The organism is Bacillus sp. JJ722 (genome assembly GCF_036963345.1).
GTDB lineage: Bacteria > Bacillota > Bacilli > Bacillales > DSM-1321 > Bacillus_AD.
The window spans coordinates 1-1,037 of record NZ_JBALMO010000422.1 but is presented as its reverse complement, the minus strand read 5'-3'; the positions used below and the strand labels follow the sequence as shown (position 1 = coordinate 1,037).

Sequence of the window (1,037 nt, the reverse complement as noted above, 5' to 3'; positions counted from 1 at the left end):
GTAATCAACTAGTTCTAATAAAATTTACTTTTTGAAGGGCAAATCCGTTTCTAATGGATTGTAATTATTAATTAATAAATTGAGCTCCCTAATTAACATTTGCTCCATGATTTCTTAAGCTGTTTGTGTGATAGATAATCTTTTATTTGGCATTTTTTTAATAACTCCTTTTAACATAACTGAATTATACAGTTATGTAGATAGTGGGATAGTTAATAAAGAAAAAGCCTGAGTACAAATGTGTGCGATATTGTTCACTATATCACATGTCTAGTTGCATTGTTCTAATATAGAATAGAGTAAAATAGAATTTTGGAGGTTATTTAAATGAGCTGTGGTTGTTCAAAGTTAAAAGATGGTAAGGCTATTGTAGACCATGTAAAAAGTAAAGGAAAAGATCAATTTCCACCAAAGGTAGCTCATGAAATAACTTGTGAGTGTGGAGAAAATTTCACATTAGAAACAGTGATTATGAACTGTCCAAATTGTGAAATGACATACGCAGTTACTCCATGTAGCTCAGATTTAATTGAAAATATTAAACCAGCTGGTATTAAATACGCATAAGATTTAACCTTTCTATGTGAAAGAAGACTTTCTTTCACATAGAAAATTAATGAATAAAACTATTTACAGTTAGAAAAGTTTAGATCTAAATCTAGCTTGAATATTCATAACCTGCTTTGTTAGCAATTTTTCTTGATGTAGTGAACTGTTTAAGGAACTCTTTTTTAATAGAAAAAGTGATACAAAATGTTAAAGAGGAATTAATTAGCATATATATTATTTAAAGATAATTTATTGATTTTGTTAAGTAATTATCTAATTTTATAATTTCTGCATGTATTAATGTGCAATACATTAGAGTAATAAAGGGTTCAGGACTTAGGACTATATTATTTGAAAGCGCTTACGTTCTTGTGGGAAGAAAATATTATGTCTATTGTTTATTATATGAAGAAAAATAAAGTTATTTTTATAAAATTATTGACATAAAATATAAAAATATATTCAAATTTTTAAAAATTACAAATAAT

The 1,037-nt window shown here is 26.1% G+C and carries 1 protein-coding gene; it reads left to right on the top strand.

The window, feature by feature from the left end; translation table 11 throughout:
- Positions 1 to 327: 327 nt before the first annotated feature.
- Positions 328 to 567: a hypothetical protein gene (locus V7014_RS27020; RefSeq protein ID WP_335512200.1), complete on the top strand. Its 240-nt coding sequence runs from the start codon at positions 328 to 330 to the stop codon at positions 565 to 567.
- Positions 568 to 1,037 lie beyond the last annotated feature (470 nt).

Excerpts from the sequence above, each read along its gene's own strand:
- V7014_RS27020 (WP_335512200.1), top strand. The coding sequence starts at position 328 with ATGAGCTGTGGTTGTTCAAAGTTAAAAGATGGTAAGGCTATTGTAGAC.